We start from the raw sequence: 13,749 nt of genomic DNA on the forward strand, positions 1-13,749 counted from the left end.
GATAGCGATACTCACGCGGAAGAGTCTAGCGTGCGTGTGCCATGCTGGGGGTATGAGTCTTCAGCTTGAACCCCTGCCGCGTGGAGTCATCCTGGCCGCCACGCCGCTGGGAAATCCCGGTGATGCTTCTGCCCGATTGATGCAGGCGTTGGGCCACGCGGATGTGATCGCTGCGGAGGACACCCGCCGCGTTCGTAACCTGGCCCAGGCGCTGGGGGTAGAGATCCGCGGCAAGGTGGTTTCCAATTTCGACCACAACGAAGAGGAGCGCTCGCGCGCGCTCGTCAACGCTGCCCGGACGGGCACGGTTCTCGTGGTGTCGGATGCTGGCATGCCGCTGGTCTCCGATCCTGGGCACTCCATCGTCACCGCTGCGGTGGAAGCGGATGTGCCTGTGACCTGTTTTCCGGGGCCCTCGGCGGTGCCGACTGCGCTTGCACTTTCCGGACTGGGGGTGGGGCATTTCCTCTTCGATGCCTTCCCGCCGCGCAAACCCGGACCGCGTAAAGCCTGGCTGGAGTCCCTCGTGGGGGAGCGCCGTGCCATTGCTTTCTTTGAATCCCCGCACCGTCTAGCGCAGACGCTTGGCGACGCCTCAGCGATCCTCGGCGCGGAGCGCCGCGCTGCGGTCTGCCGTGAGCTGACGAAGACCTACGAGGAAATCAAGCGTGGCACCTTGGGCGAGCTTGCCGAGTGGGCGCAGGAGAATGCGCGGGGTGAAATCACCGTCGTCATCGAGGGCGGGGATGCCGCACCCGTGTCGTTGGAGGCCCTCGTGGAGCAGGTCCGTGCGGAGGTTGAGCGGGGCGTGCGGGCCAAGGATGCCTGCAAGCAAGCAGCAGCGGGAACCGAGTGGTCCAACCGTGAACTTTATGATGCATACCTCGCCGCGCGCGGCTGAGCTTTAACAATAAATTCTGGTGATGCCCGTCTCTTTTGGGCCAATCGTTATGGCATCGTTATGTCACCCGGCGTGGCCGCGGCATGCGCGGTAGGGATGCCATACCTCGGAAGTGCCTCCGAACAAGCTGGCAAGCTGCACAGTTGCGGTACAGATTCGGCAGCTGCGGTGGAATAGCGGTCGTGCAAAGAAGCTCGTGACAGACGCTTTAGGAACGCTATATGCCCGAAATGCATGTGGTGAATAGTCTTTTTGTTTCCGTTTTAGTTTGACTAGTTGATGAGACAGCACCAAGGTCGGGAGGTATGACAGACTCGACGAATGCAGACAATGTAAAGGACACGGGGGTGTCTTCGGCTGTGCCCCAAGGCGAGAGCTCGCCGGCCGCGGTAGAGGAATACCGCACCGTCGACGAGCGCCTCGAGGAGGCCTCGGCCACAAGCCAGCTCCAGGATATGCTCACCAACAAGGCGTTCAATCCTGAGGCGGCTCCCGCGCCGGTGGAGGAGGAAGAGGACGAGAAGTTTGGCCCAGGCGGCATTGATTCACCGATCGACTGGACCATTGTGGGAATCGCCGGCCTGCTCGTTGCCGCCTTTGTGGCATGGGGCTTGGCCGCTCCAGAGAGCTTTGCCTCCTTCTCCAGCAATGCTCTGAGCTTCGTGGTGAATAACTTTGGCTGGGCCTATGTGCTCTTCGGGACCATTTTTGTGGTTTTCGTTATCTGCGTTGCGGCCTCGAAGTTCGGCACCATTCGTTTGGGCAAGATTAACGAGGAACCGGAATTCTCCACGGTCTCTTGGATTGCGATGATGTTCGCTGCCGGCATGGGCATCGGCTTGATGTTCTATGGTGCTTCCGAGCCGCTCAACTACTTTAAGAACGGCGTTCCGGGCCATGGTGAGAATGAGGTAGGAACCTCAATGGCCACGGCCATGTTCCACTGGACCCTGCACCCATGGGCCGTGTACGCCATCGTGGGGCTTGCCATCGCTTATTCCACCTTCCGTATTGGCCGCAAGCAGTTGTTGAGCCAGGCCTTCGTGCCGCTCATTGGCCAGCGCGCCGCCGACGGATTCGCAGGCAAGATCATTGATATCTTGGCCATCTTCGCCACCGTCTTTGGCACCGCTTGTTCGCTGGGCCTCGGCGCGATGCAGATTCAGGCAGGCCTGCAGGCCTCCGGAATTATTGAGAACCCCACGCAGAACGTCGTCATCGGCATCGTTCTCGTGCTGACCTTGGCCTTTATTCTGTCGGCCATGTCGGGTGTAGGCAAAGGTATTCAGTACCTCTCTAACACCAATATGGTCTTGGCGGCTCTGCTGGCCATCTTCGTGTTCGTCTTCGGCCCAACCGTGTCGATTTTGAACCAGATCCCAGGCTCCATTGGTAACTACCTGGCGAACTTCACCGAGATGATCGCTCGCACCGCTGAGTCCGATAACGGAAACGCTGGCGAGTGGCTATCTACCTGGACCATTTTCTACTGGGCTTGGTGGGTTTCCTGGTCGCCGTTCGTGGGCATGTTCCTCGCCCGCATTTCGCGCGGCCGTTCCGTCCGCGAGTTCTGCGTTGGTGTGCTTCTCGTCCCGGCTGGTGTCTCCACGGTGTGGTTTGCCATCTTCGGCGGTACCGCCATCCACATGGAGCAGAACGGCAACTCCATCTCCGGTGAGTCTGCCGAGCAGGAGCTGTTCAACCTGCTGCAGAACCTCCCCGGTGGTTTCATCGCGGGCATCGTCGCCGCCCTGCTCCTTGCCACGTTCTTCATTACGTCGGCCGACTCGGCGTCGACAGTCATGGGCTCGATGTCCCAGTCTGGCGCTACCACCGCCAAGCCGTGGCTGTCCGCGGCATGGGGTGTGCTCACTGCGGCTGTCGGCCTGACCTTGCTGCTGTCGAGCGAGGATGCCCTGTCAAACCTGCAGAACGTCACCATCGTGGCGGCGCTGCCATTCCTCTTCATCCTCGTCGGCCTCATGTTCGCTATTTACAAGGACTTGAGCAACGACGTAATTTACCGCGAGTACCGCGAGTCCCAGGCCTTCCAGCGCAAGCTGGCGCGTGAGCGTCGCCTGCACCGCGAGTTCCAGCGCGAACAGGCCTACAAGGCCCGCCGCCGCCAGCACAGCCACAAGAACTAGTTCTGGCGCGAGCATTTCTCTCATACACCCCCTCACTGCATTGCCGGTGAGGGGGTGTTCGATAGAGTAGGGGCCATGACTGAGACAGTTGTCGTTAATGTTGCTTGGCCCTATGCCAACGGACCCCGCCACATCGGACACGTGGCGGGTTTCGGTGTTCCTTCCGACGTGTTCGCCCGTTTCCAGCGAATGCGTGGCAACGACGTCCTCATGGTTTCCGGTACCGACGAGCATGGCACCCCGTTGCTCGTGCAGGCGGATAAGGAAGGCGTGACGGTTCGTGAATTGGCGGATCGCTACAACCGCCAGATTGTCACCGACCTGGCTGGGCTCGGCCTGTCTTATGACCTCTTTACCCGCACCACCACACGCAACCACTACGCGGTGGTGCAGGAGCTGTTCAAGGGCCTGTACGAGAACGGCTACATGATTAAGGAGACCACCCAGGGCGCGATCTCGCCGTCCACAGGGCGCACTTTGCCCGACCGCTATATCGAGGGAACCTGTCCGCTGTGTGGCGCCGACGGCGCGCGCGGTGACCAGTGCGATAACTGCGGCAACCAACTCGATCCGGTAGATCTCATCAACCCGGTGTCCAAGATCAACGGTGAAACCCCGGAGTTCATCGATACCGAGCACTTCCTGCTGGACCTGCCTGCGGTCAAGGACGTCCTCGAAGAGTGGCTGAAGAGCCGCGAGGATTGGCGCCCGAACGTCCTCAAATTCTCCCTCAACCTGCTGGAGGATATGCGCCCGCGCACCATGACCCGTGACATCGACTGGGGCATTCCCATTCCGGTCGAAGGCTGGGAGGATAACGGCGCGAAGAAGCTCTACGTGTGGTTCGATGCGGTGATTGGTTACCTGTCTTCCTCCATCGAGTGGGCCCACCGCACCGGCAACCCGGAGGCTTGGAAGGACTACTGGCAGAACCCGCAGGCACGCCACTACTACTTCCAAGGCAAGGACAACATCACCTTTCACTCCCAGATCTGGCCAGCAGAGCTCTTGGGCTACGCGGGCAAGGGCTCCAAGGGCGGTGAGCTGCACACCTACGGTGAGCTCAACCTGCCCACGGAGATTGTGTCTTCGGAATACCTGACCATGTCCGGCTCCAAGTTCTCCTCGTCCAAGGGCGTCGTTATCTACGTCAAGGACTTCCTCGAGGAGTTTGGCCCGGATGCGCTGCGCTACTTCATCGCCGTTGCCGGTCCGGAAAACAACGACACCGACTTCACTTGGGATGAGTTCGTGCGCCGTATCAACAACGAGCTTGCCAACGGCTGGGGCAACCTGGTCAACCGCACCGTGTCGATGGCCCACAAGAACTTCGGCGAGGTCCCGGCCCCGGCCGCGCTGGAGCAGGCAGACAAGGACATCCTGGCACTGGCGGAGGAGACCTTCACCACCGCCGCGAATTTCCTCGAGCAGTCCAAGTTCAAGCAGGCCATGACCGCCATCATGCACGTCGTCGGCGAGGCCAATGCCTATGTCGCGGCGATGGAGCCGTGGAAGCTGGCCAAGGATGAAACCCAGCGCGAGCGTCTGGCCACCGTGCTGTGGACCGCACTGCAGGTGGTCTCCGACTGCAACGTAATGTTGACCCCGTTCTTGCCCTTCACCGCACAGAAGGTGCACGAGACCCTGGGACGTGAGGGCGTCTGGGCCGCACAGCCGCGCATTGAAGACGTGGTGGATGATATGCCGGTCGAACTCGTTGGCGTAGACCTCCCGCCGGAGAATCACCCGTACCCGATCATCACCGGTGACTACGCGGCGCAGCAGGCTGCGTGGAAGCGTGTCGACATTACGCCGGGTACAACGCTGCAGAAGCCGAAGCCGCTGGTGGCTAAGCTCGACCCGGAGCTTGGTGAGACCGGCCCGGAGTGGGCCCCGGTTCAGAAGTAAAGGCGTGGGCTCGGCGTTTCGGCGCTCCCTGGCGCCCGTCCTACTCTTTGTTGTTGTCTGCCTGACCGCGCTGAACCTACGGACGGGCATCGCGTCGGTGGCGCCGGTGCTGGGTCAAATCCAAGATTTCTTTGAAATCAGCTCCGGCCAGGCGGGTTTGCTTACCGCACTTCCGGGGCTGTGCTTCGCGGCCATGGGTTTGGCCGCCGTGCCCATTGCTCGGCGGGGCGGGCTCAGCCGTACCTTGGCCGGCGGCACGCTGGCCCTAGTGGTGGGCCTGGCGCTGCGTCCGTGGGTGAGCAGCTTCCCGCTGTTTATTGCGTTGACCCTGGGCGTTGTCGGCGGCATCGCTCTAGCCAACGTTCTGCTTCCCGCGTGGATCAAGCAACATGGTTCGGGCCGCACGCTGGTGGCGTTGATGACCACCTACACCACGATGCTGGGCGTATCCAGCGCCCTTGGCCCGCTGTCCGCGGTGATGCAAAGCACGTGGCAAGGTGCGCTGTGGATCTGGTGCCTGCCCGCCATCGCGCAGCTGGTGGCGTGGATAGTGGTTCTGCCGCAGGCTGGCAAGGACGTCGCCCACGGGGCGATCGACGGTGCCGGCGCGCCAAAGCCCATGTACACTTCGCCCACGGCGGTGGCCATGCTCTTTTTCTTCGGGCTGCAGTCCTCCATGGCCTATGTCCAAATGGGTTGGCTGCCGCGCATGCTGGTAGAGAAGGGCGTGAGTGAGGATACCGCCAGTGTGGCACTTGCTGTCATCGGTGTCTTTAACATCGCCGGCGGCGTGATCATGCCCTGGCTAATTTCTCGCCTGGACCGCCTAACACCCGTACCGATTGTGCTGGCGCTGTGCACCTGTGCTGGGTGGGGTGGGGTCCTTGTGGCTGCCGACGTCGCCCCGCTCGCCTGGGCCTGCATGATGGGGATCGGCGGTATGTGCTTCCCACTGGCTCTGGCATTGCTCACCGCCCGCACTCGGAGTGCGCTGACGACCGCACGACTCTCCGGTTTTGTGCAGCCGGGCGGCTACATCTTGGCGGGGCTGTTGCCGCTTTTCGTGGGCGTTGTGCGCGGCGCTACCGGTAACTGGACGGTCGTCCTGATTGCGCTGATGGTGCTCAGCCTTTGCATGCTGATGGCGGGTTTGCGCGCGACTAGGCGGGTCTACATTGACGACGAGCTCGCTGCCTAGCGGGGTCCTCCTTAGTTGCGGTAACTTTTGTATTGCAGCGTTAGTTAGAGTTAACGCCTCGCGTTATTGACGTGTCGCGTTATGGGGGGTATGGTGCATTTATGATTCAGTCGTTCGCGGATAGGGATACAGAGCGCTTATGGAATCGAGAGAGGGTGTCCTCGATAGATTCACGTATTCACTCGGTAGCTCTTCGCAAACTGAGGCAATTGGGCTATGTGCAGAGGCTAGATGAGCTTCGGATTCCTCCGGGGAATAGGCTCGAAGCGTTGAAGGGCGATCGGCGGGGTCAATATAGTATTCGTATCAATGACCAATGGCGGATCTGCTTCCGGTGGACCGCTTTAGGGCCAGAGGAGGTTGAGATCGTTGACTACCACTAAAAAGCTCCCCCCAGTGCACCCAGGTGAAATCCTGATGGAAGATTTTCTTAAGGAAATGGGGATTACCCAGCACAAGCTCGCTGTTTCGATAGGGGTCCCGCCTCGACGTATTAACGAAATCGTCCACGGAAAGCGGGCTATTACCGCCGATACGGCTCTTCGCCTTGCCAAGTTTTTTGGAATGTCCCCACAGTTCTGGCTGGGGTTGCAGACCCATTACGACTTGGATGTCGCAGAGGACAAAATTCTTGCCGAGCTGGACGATATTGTGCCGCTTCAGGCAGCGCCGGCTTAACGCGTTTGCCGTCTGTGACCGCGTAGCGCAGGGTGAGTTGCTCAAGCCGAAGTCGCCGTTGTTGCCAAAGTTTCTCGCCTCGCCGCGGGCGGGCCAGATCTTTGGCAACAATGGCAGTGCCGTCACTGGTGGTGGGGCGGCTGGCACGCGCCTCCCTGAGTTAGTGGCCATCAAACCGCTTTAGGAGCGGTCGAAGTCGCGCTGCAGGTGCACCAGCCCGAGGCGCACGCCGTCCTTGGTGTGGATATTGGGCATGCGGCCGGTTTCCACGAACCCGAACTTCTTGTGCAGGGCAATGGAGGACTCGTTGGTGTCCACGATGTAGGTAATCATCGTCTCCACGTAGTCATTTTCCTTCGCGTGGTCCATGAGCGTGTCCATGAGCTCGCTGCCCACGCCCTTGCCCCGTGCGGACTCCGCAATATAGATGGAATCCTCCGCCGTGCCGTAGTAGATAGCTGGGGTGACAAACTGGAAGTAGGCGGCCCAGCCAATGATTTCGTCATCGTTCACCGCCACATAGACGGGAAAACCTTCCTCCTCCATCTGTGCGAGCCACTTTTCGCGGTCCTCGACGGACTCCTGCCACGTGACTAGGTTGGTGGCCGGCTTCGCGGCGGAGGCGGCATTATAGATGGCGGCGATTGCGGGGGCGTCGGCAAGCTCTGCGGGACGTACGTGCATGATGTTCCTTAAACCATGAGTTGCAAGTGGGTGAGGTCTATCCAGCGCCCAGCTTTGCGGCTGACTTCTTTTAACGTTCCTACAGTGGCAAAGCCGAACTTCTCATGCAACTTGATGGATGCGACGTTGTCCGCCACGATGAGTGCCAGCAGCGTATGGACCTGCTCCGCCTCGCGGGCATGCTGAACGACTGCATCGAGCAAGCGCGTGCCTACCCCGCGGCCGTGGGCGGTGGGATCAACGTAGATCGTCGTCTCGTAGCAGCCCAGCCACACCTTAGGATCGCGGTAGGGGCGGTAGAGTGCCCAGCCCAAGTACGCGCCATCGTCATCGAAAGCCACGAAACAAGGACAGGCTTCGCGGCGCAGCTGGTGGAGATACTCGGTGCGCTCTTCCACTGTGGCGGGTTCGCTGCGAAAGATGAAGTGGGTCTCCCGGATGGCCCAGTTTAAGGTGGCGGTCATTGCGGGGACGTCGGCGTCCGTCGCTTCACGGATTATCATGCGCGCAAGACTACACTCGCAGCCATGTCTAAGAAGAAGCCACGCCCCATGCCCGTTCCCGCCGAAGGTTTGAGCCAGCTTATCGACGCCCACACGCACCTCGCCTCTTGCCGCGACGCTGACGCCGACCTCGTTGAGCGTGCCCGTGCCGCAGGTGTTGAGCGCATCGTCACCGTGGGCGATGGCCTAGCGGAGGCGGAGAAGGCTTTGGCCGCGGCGCAGGAATTCGACAACGTGTACGCGGCCTGCGCTATTCATCCCACCAAGGCGCATGAACTCGACGAGGCCGCCCGTTCGCGCCTGAGCGAGATGGCGGCGGACCCGCGCTGCGTGGCCATCGGGGAAACGGGTCTGGATACCTACTGGATTTATCATGAGCCGGAACGAACTGCGCCGCTTGACGTCCAGGAGGAAGCGCTTCACTGGCACGCCGAGTTGGCAGCGAAGGTGGGCAAGACGCTGATGATCCACAACCGCGAGGCCGATGAGGATCTCATGCGCGTGCTGGGGGAGTGCGCTGAGGCGCCGAAGGTCATGCTGCACTGTTTCTCCTCGCCACTTGATGTGGCCAAGGAGGCTCTGGAGCGTGGCTACGTTTTGTCCTTCGCCGGCAACGTGACGTTCAAGCGCAACGAGGAGATGCGCCAAGCCGCAGCGCTCGCGCCAGCCGGGCAGCTGCTCATTGAGACGGACGCGCCGTACATGACCCCGGAGCCCTTCCGTGGTGCGCGTAATGAACCTTCGTTGATTGGTCATACGTACCGCTGCGTGGCGCAGGCGCGCGGCCAAGAAGTGGAGGACTTGGCCGCAGAGGTGGCTGAAACCTTCGCCGAGGTCTTCGGAGTGTGATGATCTTCACTCAAAGCAAAGGTGCTGCTCAACGGTGGCGCGCGTGTTTGGTGTGACGAGTGTGTTGCCAGTGGTGGCGGCGTGTGAGAACGTCTCGATCGTTACGCTCTGTTACCGTATCGTTATCCAAAGTTAGTCCGGCCTTGATGTTGCCGGCTGGCGTGCATTCGCACGCCACGTCAGGTGCTGAGGAGAGTGCAAAGGCCTCTCTGGGCACGAAGCAACGCAGAGACGAGTAAAGGTTTATGTCCCCGAAGAAGCAGATCAAGCGAATCAACAACTCCCGCTCCCTGCCCCTGCGCATGGCCACCGGCGGTGTGCTCGGCACGTTGGCTGTGGGTGGTGTCGTTGCCGTCGGTTCTCAGAAGGACATCACGCTCGACATCAACGGTGAGACCACCCAGCTGGCTACCTTCGCCGGTGATGTTAACGCGGCCCTCGAGGCCGCAGGTGTGAGCGTTGGCGGGGAGGACGTTGTCTACCCGGCGCTGTCTGAGCAGGTCTCCGATGGTGACTCGATTACCGTTCGTACCGCCAAGCCGGTTGCGGTGACCATCGATGGCGTGGAGACGAAGATGTCCTCCACTGACCTCACTGTGTCTGACCTGCTGGGCGGCCTCGACGGCATCGCCCCAGGCGCTGCTATCACCTCCGGTTCCAAGACCGTCGAGGATGATGAGGTTCTGACTGAGGGCATGAACCTTGAGGTGGTATCCCCGAAGATCATTAAGCTTTCTGACGGTGGCTCTGTGTCCTACGCCAGCGTTGCGGCTAAGACCGTGGAGGACGTACTGGAAGCCCGCGGTATCACCGTGGGCAAGGATGACCGTGTGTCGCCGGACCTTGACGCTCCCGTCAAGGCCGGCACGGCCATCACCGTGGACCGCGTGGACATCTCGGAAGAGGAGAAGACGGAGGACTTCGACGCACCAGCTACCTACGTTGATGACCCGGAGCTGGAAGAAGGCACCGAGGAAGTCCGCGAGGAGGGAACCCCAGGTTCGCGCACCGTGACCCGCAAGATTGTGAAGGTCAACGGTACGGAAGAGTCCAACGACATCATCAAGGAAGATGTGCGCACCGAGGCCGTCGCCGCAGTGATCGCGCGCGGTACCAAGCCGAAGTCCACCGCACCGGCCGTTGCTGAGGGCTCCGTATGGGATGCCCTCGCCCAGTGTGAGGCGACCGGTAACTGGTCCATCAACACCGGCAATGGTTTCTCCGGCGGTCTGCAGTTCACCCCGTCGACCTGGGCTGCCTTCGGCGGCACCGAGTATGCCCCGCAGGCCTGGCAGGCTTCCCGCGAGCAGCAGATCGCTGTGGCCCAGAAGGTTCAGGCCGCGCAGGGCTGGGGCGCATGGCCCGCCTGCACCTCGAAGCTCGGCCTGCGCTAAAGCTTCAGCGCCCTGCGTATTAGTCTGGATGACATGACACAACCCCACCTGCTGGGCCCGGTGGAAATCCGCGAGCTCGCCGCTGAGCTCGACGTGACGCCGACAAAGAAGCTGGGCCAGAACTTTCTGCATGATCCCAACACCATCCGGCGCATCGTGGCTGCCGCGGACCTGCAACCGGAGGACCGCGTGGTGGAGGTCGGCCCTGGTTTGGGTTCGCTGACCTTGGGACTACTGGGCGAAGTCGAGCACGTGACGGCCGTGGAGATTGACCCGCGCCTGGCAGGCAAGCTCCCAGATACCGTGGCGGCGCGGGCAGCCAACTTTGCGGATCGCCTCACCGTGGTGGAGAAGGACGCGCTCACCGTTGCGGCAGGGGAGTTGGGGGAGCCGACCGCCTTGGTAGCCAACTTGCCCTACAACGTGGCGGTGCCGGTGCTGCTCCACCTGCTGGAGGTCTACCCATCCATTCGCCGCGTCCTGGTCATGGTGCAGCTGGAAGTAGCTGAGCGCCTCGCCGCCGCGCCAGGCAGCAAGGTCTATGGCATCCCCAGCGTGAAAGCATCCTTCTATGGACCGGTTCGCCAGGCCGGCACGATTGGCAAGAACGTGTTTTGGCCGGCACCCAAGATTGAGTCAGGGTTGGTGCGCATCGATTGCACCCGCCCCTTCGACGAGACACTACGGCCGCGGCTCTTTGCGCTGATCGACGCCGCCTTTGCCCAACGCCGCAAGACACTTCGCGCCGCCCTGGCAGGTTTCTATGGTTCCGCCGCAGCAGCCGAGGAAGCGCTGCGCGCGGCGGATATCGATCCGCGCCTGCGCGGTGAGAAGCTGGGCGTGGAGGACTTCGTCCGATTGGCGGAAGCCTCATGAGTAGGACAGGAGACGACTCCCCGCAGATCTGGCAGGCGCGCGCCCACGCCAAGGTCAACCTGCACCTGGGGGTGGGGGAGGCACGCGCGGATGGTTTCCATGAGCTGGCTACGGTCTTCCAGTCCCTCGACGTGCATGACCGCATTAGCTACCGCTGGGGCGAGGAAAGCAGCGTGGTGGTCACCGGCAACCACGCGAAGGGTGTGCCGGCGTCAACCGAGAATCTGGCGTGGCGCGCGGTAGAGCTGGTGGCTCACAACCTCATGTTGCCAGCTGCCGGCACGCTCACGATGGAAAAGAACATCCCCGCCGCCGGGGGCATGGCCGGTGGCTCCGCTGATGCCGCGGCCGCCTTGCTTTTGGCCAACCAAGCTTTGAGCACCGAATTCGGCCGTGAAGCCCTCAGCATGGAGAAGCTCTACGAACTCGCCGCGGAACTGGGCTCCGACGTGCCTTTTACCCTCATGGGCGGCACCGCCTTGGGGCGCGGGCGCGGCGAACTCTTGACCCCGATGCTCAAGCGCGGGCGCTATATCTGGGCAATCATCACCAATGCGGAGGGTTTGTCCACACCCACTGTCTTCCGCAAGCTGGATGAGCTGCGCGCTGCCGGCCGTGGAAGCACACCGCACTTGGACACGGAAGCCGTGGGCCAAGCCCTCGTCGGCGGCAACCCCCACGAGCTTGCCGCGGTGATGCACAATGACCTCCAGCCGGCAGCACTCTCTTTGCGTCCGGACTTACGCAAGATTCTCGACACCGGTGAGGCCGCCGGCGCCCTCAAGGGCATCGTTTCCGGGTCTGGGCCTACCTGTGCCTTCCTCTGCGAGGACGAGGAGACCGCACAGGAAGTGGTGGCCCAGGTCTGCGCCGATAACCGCGGAACCCGTGGCCTGGTGACCGCAGGCCCCGCAACCGGAGCAACGCTGGTCTAGCGCCAGCGCTGTAGGTAGCGGTCCTTAGAGGACGGCCATCTCCACGGGCTTGAAGTCGAGCTTGTAGCGCTGCGGCTCCTGGTCACCGAGGAGGTCAAGGACCACCAGTTCTTGCTTGTTCGCATCGGTGACGTAGGCATAGCCGTTTGCCGCCTTGAGGATCGGACCCGGCTGCTGCCACTCCTCGTTTTCCTTCCACGGGGAGATAGCGTCAATCTTCTTTGTTACCTCGCCGGAATCCGGGTCGATGACGTTGAGCTTGCCGTCGGTCGTGAGGACTAAGGCCTCGCCCAGGGGACCGCGGGCCAACGAGCGGAACCAATAGGATTCGCCCAGTTCAACCTTCTTGGCAGAGTAGTCCTCCGTATTGATGAGGGTCACTGAGGTGGGACGCTCGAAGTCGACATCCTTGTCGGTCTTGTTGTCTGCCAAGATGATGTTGGATTCCTCCGAACCCGCAGAATTGCCGGAGCGCTGGTATCCGTCCTTGCCCGCGTAAGCGGAGACGTCGATCTTGTGGAATTCGGTGCCGTCGAAGACGACGGGCCCATCCTCGCAGCCGAAGAAAAGGGAACCGTTGCCGGCGGCAGCTTCGCCGTGGACGCCAGGACACTCAGTGGTTTCCGCAAGGACCTTGCCGGACTTGTCGAGGTGCTGGATGGTGTGGCGCTCGTCTTCCGTGCCCTTCGTGGTGACCACGGAGCCGTCTTTCAGCGGGACGGCCACACCGTGGTGCGCAGCGCCTGTCTCGACGGTGTTGACGGGCTTGGCGTCTTCCTTGCCGATGTCCTCGGTCTTGTAAATCCGTGCCACACCATCGCCGTCGGAGAAGAGCGCGGTAAAGCCGTCGTGGTGAACCACGTGACCGGCGTGCGGTGCGTCGATGGCTGCGCTGAGAAGCTGCGGCTGCGCCGCGTAGTAGTGCTTGTGGTCGCCGTGGGGCTTGGTGATGCGCCCCGTGTCGAAGGTGAGGAAGCTATCGCCCTTGGTCACCATGATGTGGCGGTTATCGCCGGCATCGCTTAGACGGAGGAATGCTTTCAGATCTTCGCTTTCGATGACCTCACCGGTTTCGCCGTCGAGCGTGGTGAGGCCGTTTTTGTGGGAAAGAAGGATACGGTTTGGCAGCTCAGCTACCTCAGTCTCACCTTCCGCGGCTTCGAAGCCGTCATGGCTGTGCTCCCCATCATGGTCATCGTCGTGCTCGGCATGCGCGTGGGAGGCTTCAGCGCTGGAGGGCGACGTGGATTCCTCGCTGTCAGGGGAGGAGCAAGCGGACATGGTGAGGATCGTGGCGGAAAGTGCGGCGCACAGGGCGAGACGTTCTTTTTTCATAGTGCGCCAGAGTATTGGAAGTGAAAATCAATAGCAATAAAGGTAATGGTGCGGGGGTAACCGCGCCGAGGCACTAAGATGAACACTCGATATGGCGAACCTCATTAACCTTGAAAACGTAACCAAGTCCTTTGGGCTTAAGACCCTGCTGGACGGGGTCTCCCTCGGCGTGCAAACCGGTGATCGCATCGGCATCGTCGGCGTCAACGGCGGCGGCAAAACGACGCTGCTGGAAGTTCTCACCGGTATCGAATCCCCAGACTCGGGCCGCGTGTCCCACAACTCGGAATTGCGCATGGCGGTGGTGACCCAGCGCTTTGAATTAGAAGAATCGCTCACCA

The 13,749-nt window shown here is 61.6% G+C and carries 14 protein-coding genes; 11 read left to right on the forward strand and 3 right to left on the reverse strand.

The window, feature by feature from the left end; translation table 11 throughout:
- Window positions 1-52 precede the first annotated feature (52 nt).
- The 6 genes from rsmI to HMPREF2993_RS06495 all read left to right on the forward strand — a co-directional run bounded on the left by rsmI (window position 53) and on the right by HMPREF2993_RS06495 (window position 6,832).
- Window positions 53-901, forward strand: a complete 849-nt coding sequence (rsmI, locus tag HMPREF2993_RS06470) for a 16S rRNA (cytidine(1402)-2'-O)-methyltransferase (protein ID WP_046646950.1) — start codon at window positions 53-55, stop codon at window positions 899-901.
- A 305-nt stretch (window positions 902-1,206) separates the two neighbouring features.
- Complete coding sequence (locus HMPREF2993_RS06475) at window positions 1,207-3,048, forward strand: BCCT family transporter (protein ID WP_070701582.1); 1,842 nt, start codon at window positions 1,207-1,209, stop codon at window positions 3,046-3,048.
- A gap of 75 nt (window positions 3,049-3,123) precedes the next feature.
- Window positions 3,124-4,956, forward strand: coding sequence for a methionine--tRNA ligase (metG, locus tag HMPREF2993_RS06480; RefSeq protein WP_070701584.1), 1,833 nt, complete (start codon window positions 3,124-3,126; stop codon window positions 4,954-4,956).
- 4 nt (window positions 4,957-4,960) lie between these two features.
- Window positions 4,961-6,154: an MFS transporter gene (locus tag HMPREF2993_RS06485; protein WP_070701586.1), complete on the forward strand. Its 1,194-nt coding sequence runs from the start codon at window positions 4,961-4,963 to the stop codon at window positions 6,152-6,154.
- A gap of 101 nt (window positions 6,155-6,255) precedes the next feature.
- Window positions 6,256-6,537, forward strand: a complete 282-nt coding sequence (locus HMPREF2993_RS06490) for a type II toxin-antitoxin system RelE/ParE family toxin (protein WP_046646946.1) — start codon at window positions 6,256-6,258, stop codon at window positions 6,535-6,537.
- Between the two features lie 34 nt (window positions 6,538-6,571).
- Window positions 6,572-6,832: a HigA family addiction module antitoxin gene (locus HMPREF2993_RS06495; protein ID WP_046646945.1), complete on the forward strand. Its 261-nt coding sequence runs from the start codon at window positions 6,572-6,574 to the stop codon at window positions 6,830-6,832.
- Window positions 6,833-7,012: 180 nt separating this feature from the next.
- On the opposite strand, the gene HMPREF2993_RS06500 is transcribed toward HMPREF2993_RS06495, so the two are convergent.
- Window positions 7,013-7,516, reverse strand: a complete 504-nt coding sequence (locus HMPREF2993_RS06500) for a GNAT family N-acetyltransferase (protein ID WP_070701588.1) — start codon at window positions 7,514-7,516, stop codon at window positions 7,013-7,015.
- Between the two features lie 8 nt (window positions 7,517-7,524).
- Window positions 7,525-8,019 (reverse strand): GNAT family N-acetyltransferase, encoded by a 495-nt coding sequence (locus tag HMPREF2993_RS06505; protein WP_080975046.1) that lies wholly within the window; start codon window positions 8,017-8,019, stop codon window positions 7,525-7,527.
- 24 nt (window positions 8,020-8,043) lie between these two features.
- Here HMPREF2993_RS06505 and HMPREF2993_RS06510 point away from each other — a divergent pair, with 24 nt between their 5' ends.
- The 4 genes from HMPREF2993_RS06510 (at window position 8,044) to HMPREF2993_RS06525 (ending at window position 12,073) form a co-directional block, all read left to right on the forward strand.
- Entirely contained in the window at window positions 8,044-8,868 is an 825-nt protein-coding gene (locus HMPREF2993_RS06510) for a TatD family hydrolase (RefSeq protein WP_070701590.1), read from the forward strand.
- A gap of 245 nt (window positions 8,869-9,113) precedes the next feature.
- Window positions 9,114-10,262: a resuscitation-promoting factor gene (locus tag HMPREF2993_RS06515; protein WP_049154227.1), complete on the forward strand. Its 1,149-nt coding sequence runs from the start codon at window positions 9,114-9,116 to the stop codon at window positions 10,260-10,262.
- 33 nt (window positions 10,263-10,295) lie between these two features.
- Window positions 10,296-11,138: a 16S rRNA (adenine(1518)-N(6)/adenine(1519)-N(6))-dimethyltransferase RsmA gene (gene rsmA, locus HMPREF2993_RS06520; RefSeq protein ID WP_070701592.1), complete on the forward strand. Its 843-nt coding sequence runs from the start codon at window positions 10,296-10,298 to the stop codon at window positions 11,136-11,138.
- Window positions 11,135-12,073, forward strand: a complete 939-nt coding sequence (locus tag HMPREF2993_RS06525) for a 4-(cytidine 5'-diphospho)-2-C-methyl-D-erythritol kinase (protein WP_070701594.1) — start codon at window positions 11,135-11,137, stop codon at window positions 12,071-12,073. The genes rsmA and HMPREF2993_RS06525 overlap by 4 nt, the downstream gene beginning before the upstream one ends.
- Before the next feature lie 24 nt (window positions 12,074-12,097).
- On the opposite strand, the gene HMPREF2993_RS06530 is transcribed toward HMPREF2993_RS06525, so the two are convergent.
- Window positions 12,098-13,408 carry an NHL repeat-containing protein gene (locus HMPREF2993_RS06530; protein ID WP_070510391.1) on the reverse strand — a complete coding sequence of 437 codons (1,311 nt, stop codon included), beginning with the start codon at window positions 13,406-13,408 and terminating at the stop codon, window positions 12,098-12,100.
- A 91-nt stretch (window positions 13,409-13,499) separates the two neighbouring features.
- On the opposite strand from HMPREF2993_RS06530, the gene HMPREF2993_RS06535 reads away from it, so the two are divergent.
- Window positions 13,500-13,749 (forward strand): ATP-binding cassette domain-containing protein (locus HMPREF2993_RS06535; protein ID WP_141758270.1); only part of this gene is annotated, 250 nt, incomplete at its 3' end.

It is taken from the genome of Corynebacterium sp. HMSC068G04 (assembly GCF_001814885.1).
In the GTDB taxonomy this organism is placed as follows: Bacteria; Actinomycetota; Actinomycetes; order Mycobacteriales; family Mycobacteriaceae; genus Corynebacterium; species Corynebacterium hiratae.

Bases quoted from the DNA above. Each gene is read 5' to 3' on its own strand.
- rsmI (WP_046646950.1), top strand. From the start codon at position 53: ATGAGTCTTCAGCTTGAACCCCTGCCGCGTGGAGTCATCCTGGCCGCC.
- HMPREF2993_RS06475 (WP_070701582.1), top strand. From the start codon at position 1,207: ATGACAGACTCGACGAATGCAGACAATGTAAAGGACACGGGGGTGTCT.
- metG (WP_070701584.1), top strand. From the start codon at position 3,124: ATGACTGAGACAGTTGTCGTTAATGTTGCTTGGCCCTATGCCAACGGA.
- HMPREF2993_RS06490 (WP_046646946.1), top strand. From the start codon at position 6,256: ATGATTCAGTCGTTCGCGGATAGGGATACAGAGCGCTTATGGAATCGA.
- HMPREF2993_RS06495 (WP_046646945.1), top strand. From the start codon at position 6,572: ATGGAAGATTTTCTTAAGGAAATGGGGATTACCCAGCACAAGCTCGCT.
- HMPREF2993_RS06500 (WP_070701588.1), bottom strand. From the start codon at position 7,516: ATGCACGTACGTCCCGCAGAGCTTGCCGACGCCCCCGCAATCGCCGCC.
- HMPREF2993_RS06505 (WP_080975046.1), bottom strand. From the start codon at position 8,019: ATGATAATCCGTGAAGCGACGGACGCCGACGTCCCCGCAATGACCGCC.
- HMPREF2993_RS06510 (WP_070701590.1), top strand. From the start codon at position 8,044: ATGTCTAAGAAGAAGCCACGCCCCATGCCCGTTCCCGCCGAAGGTTTG.
- HMPREF2993_RS06515 (WP_049154227.1), top strand. From the start codon at position 9,114: ATGTCCCCGAAGAAGCAGATCAAGCGAATCAACAACTCCCGCTCCCTG.
- rsmA (WP_070701592.1), top strand. From the start codon at position 10,296: ATGACACAACCCCACCTGCTGGGCCCGGTGGAAATCCGCGAGCTCGCC.
- HMPREF2993_RS06525 (WP_070701594.1), top strand. From the start codon at position 11,135: ATGAGTAGGACAGGAGACGACTCCCCGCAGATCTGGCAGGCGCGCGCC.
- HMPREF2993_RS06530 (WP_070510391.1), bottom strand. From the start codon at position 13,408: ATGAAAAAAGAACGTCTCGCCCTGTGCGCCGCACTTTCCGCCACGATC.